Annotated in this window: 4 protein-coding genes; all 4 read left to right on the plus strand. The window is 41.3% G+C overall.

Annotated elements, in window-relative coordinates:
* On the plus strand, window positions 1-532 hold a 532-nt coding region (locus IBX40_12190; protein MBE0525068.1), incomplete at its 5' end, for an ABC transporter permease.
* Window positions 529-1,353 carry an ABC transporter permease gene (locus IBX40_12195; protein ID MBE0525069.1) on the plus strand — a complete coding sequence of 275 codons (825 nt, stop codon included), beginning with the start codon at window positions 529-531 and terminating at the stop codon, window positions 1,351-1,353. The genes IBX40_12190 and IBX40_12195, both read left to right, overlap by 4 nt.
* 358 nt (window positions 1,354-1,711) lie before the next feature.
* Window positions 1,712-2,884, plus strand: a complete 1,173-nt coding sequence (locus IBX40_12200) for a hypothetical protein (protein ID MBE0525070.1) — start codon at window positions 1,712-1,714, stop codon at window positions 2,882-2,884.
* The coding region (locus IBX40_12205; GenBank protein MBE0525071.1) for a DUF4198 domain-containing protein at window positions 2,881-3,298 on the plus strand (418 nt) is incomplete at its 3' end. The genes IBX40_12200 and IBX40_12205, both read left to right, overlap by 4 nt.

The raw sequence follows: 3,298 nt of genomic DNA on the forward strand, positions 1-3,298 counted from the left end.
GATTGGGTCATTATTAACAGTTTCGATACCAGATTTTTTCATTGCAATACTACTGATCATCATCTTTTCCTTACACTTCGATATTTTTCCTGTTGCTGGTTATGGAGGTGTTGAGTATTGGTTCTTACCTGCGTTAACACTTGTGATAAGCATGGCCCCCATCACCACGCGATTAACAAGAACGAGTATGTTAGAGGTGTTAAGACAGGATTATATCAGGACGGCAAGGGGGAAGGGTTTAGCTGAACGAATGATTATCCGAAGACACAGCCTGAAAAATGCGCTGATTCCTGTAATCACATATATAGGCCTACAATTCGGATGGCTATTTGGAGGAACGGTTATAATTGAAACTATATTTGCGCTACCAGGAATCGGAAGACTCCTGGTTGAGTCTATATACACCGGAGATTTTCTAGTTACTCAGGGTTGTGTGCTGTTCATTGCAGCGATATTTGTGTTCATTAATCTTGTTGTCGATGTTTCCTACAGATTCATTGATCCGAGAATACGATATGAAAGAGAGACATGAGAAATATGAAAAACAAGAGTATACTAATTGGCGGGTTAATTATAATTGTGTTAACCTTTACCACCGTTTTTGCGCCTTTCGTTACTCCACACGATCCTGCTGAACAAAATCTGGAAGATCGATTATCGTCTCCAAACAATGAATACCCACTGGGTACAGACCATTTTGGCAGATGTATATTTAGCAGACTCGTATATGGCACACGAACCTCTTTAGCAATCGCAATTGCGGTGAGTGCGATTGTGGTAAGCATAGGCACAATTCTGGGGGCGATTGCTGGTTATTACCGTATGATTGATAACATAGTTATGAGATTTGCGGATATTGCACTGGCTTTTCCGAGTATTGTGCTCGCATTGGCGATTGTTGGTATGCTGGGTCCGAGCACCCCTAATATCATAATTGCATTGTCAGCAGCAGGATGGGGAAAATATGCACGTTTAGTTAGGGGTACTGTATTATCTATAAAAGAGAAGGAATTCATCGAATCTGCGCGGGCACTTGGTTGCAACGATGCTTATATCCTGTTTCGCCATATTCTGCCAAATTGTGTAGCACCAATTGTTGTGGTAGCAAGCCTCGGGATAGGAGGGAAAATCATATCAATTGCTGGTTTAGGTTTTCTTGGATTAGGAGTGCAACCTCCAACCCCAGAATGGGGCACGATGATAAAAGCTAGACTACCTTTGCTGCAGGTAGCACCACACATAGTGATTTTTTCTGGATTGATGATAATGATCACCGTTTTGGCGTTTAATTTACTGGGTGATGGATTAAGAGATGCTTTAGACCCAAGGCTAAAGGACATGATGATGAAATGACCCTTTTGATTTCTATTATGGAAAAAGGAGTACTGGAATGAGAGATTATCAACCTTTGAACTATCTCCAAGGCATGTCATAGCAAATAGACGGGAGATGGAAGCATGGAAAATCTTACTGAAAAAAGAGGAGTTGCAATTTAAATATATTAATTTTTGAATTTTTGTCAGAATAATAAATACAAAACAAAATATTTATAATACATTAGTTAACACGTTCCTATAAATCAGTATGAAAAGGTGTGAAATAATACTACAATAATAACACTAAAAATCAACATTAACTACTTCAGCCGCTGACCTTCGATCGGCATCGGCGCCTGAAGCAGCTAAGTTTAACATATCACGGGGTAAGCGATATGCACAATAATATAACAAAGCATAACACAAAAAAATTAGCATGTCTTCTGGCAGCAACTCTGCTACTAACATCTTACTGTACGTTGGTAAGTGCAAAAACTGTGGAGATTAGAGGTACTCCCGGATCTGTGGAAGCCGGTTCGACGATGCTTCTGGATGGCTTCAACTTTCCTGAATTAATCTACCGTATTGGTGATGATCTGTCCTATGAATGGTTGAATATCTCTTTTGCAAAGAATGGAACGATCAATCAGGGCGATGCATCGTATACGACAAAACTGTACAAGAAAAGTCCAAAACGAGAGATCATGTTCATGGGAAGCAAGTATCATTCCCTCGATCCTGATAATGCCGATACACTCACAGAAATATTCAAAAGTTTTGGAAGTGATGATGAAAAAACAATGTCTGTAGGCGATGTATGGGAACTCGACCAGAACTACACCCTCACTGTCAGCGACATTGATCTGAATGGTGAAATGGTGACACTGGAACTTGCCAAGAACAGTGTTGTTGTTGAATTTACAGTGATTGGGTCAGGAGATACTTTTGAATACAAAACCGATCCTGGAAGCGCAGATGATGTTATACTCTTCACCTGTAAGGTTGATACAGTTCTGCGTGGAACCGATTCTAATATAGTTGTACTAAAGACGGTCAGACATTATTCTGACACCCCGCTAATTCTTAAAACCGGGGATGAATTTGGTGATTTTGAAATAACTTCTATCACGAACGACACGATCGAGATGAAGAACTCCAAAACGATTTCATGCTCGCTTGATGAAACAATTGATCTTCTGGACGACTGGATAAAGTTAAAAGTCTCCAGTAAGGGTTACTGGGGTCATGTCTATTCCTCAAAAACACTGGAGTGTCCAGACTGTCCTGAATGCCCGGAAGTACCTCTTATCGATGAATCCGGCAATGTGAATTCTACGCCACTGAATACCGCTTCATCAACCAATTCTTACCACACAGGACCGGGTGGTGCTGGAATGGTACCGGTTCCAACTGAAACTCCAGCCGCGACTTCTACACCAGAGCAGACCACAAAATTAGCGACTGCAGGGAGTGTATCTGGAATATCACAAGCATTGCCTGGATTCGGTGCTCTATCGCTGATATGCATGTTGATTTTAGCAATTATTATCAGGAGGAATATTAAATGACAGATGAAAATATACCAGATGTTGTGCGCGGGCATGAGATCTGGCTTGAACACGATATGCAGCATGTGCATGTAGGAGAGACGGTTGAATGTAAAGTGCTCTTCGGGCATAACATGGCAATCGATGGATTAGCCGATATTGAAGGCGTGAAAGCGGCTGTTTTTGATCCGGTAAACGAGAAACATGATCTTGCAGTAGATTCAGGGGATGGTTGCCTTATTGTAAGATTTGATCCGGTCAACGATGGCTATCACACTGTTGCGGTTGAATATGATGCCAGGATATACACAATCACGGATGAGGGATGGCATAAAGGTCCAAAGAGCGATTACGAGAACGTAAAAAGCAGCGGTTATTATTACCAGTATGCCAGGACCATCATCTCTGGACATGGATCGAAAGATCTTAATCCGG

This window comes from Methanosarcinales archaeon, from assembly GCA_014859725.1.
Lineage (GTDB): Archaea > Halobacteriota > Methanosarcinia > Methanosarcinales > Methanocomedenaceae > Kmv04.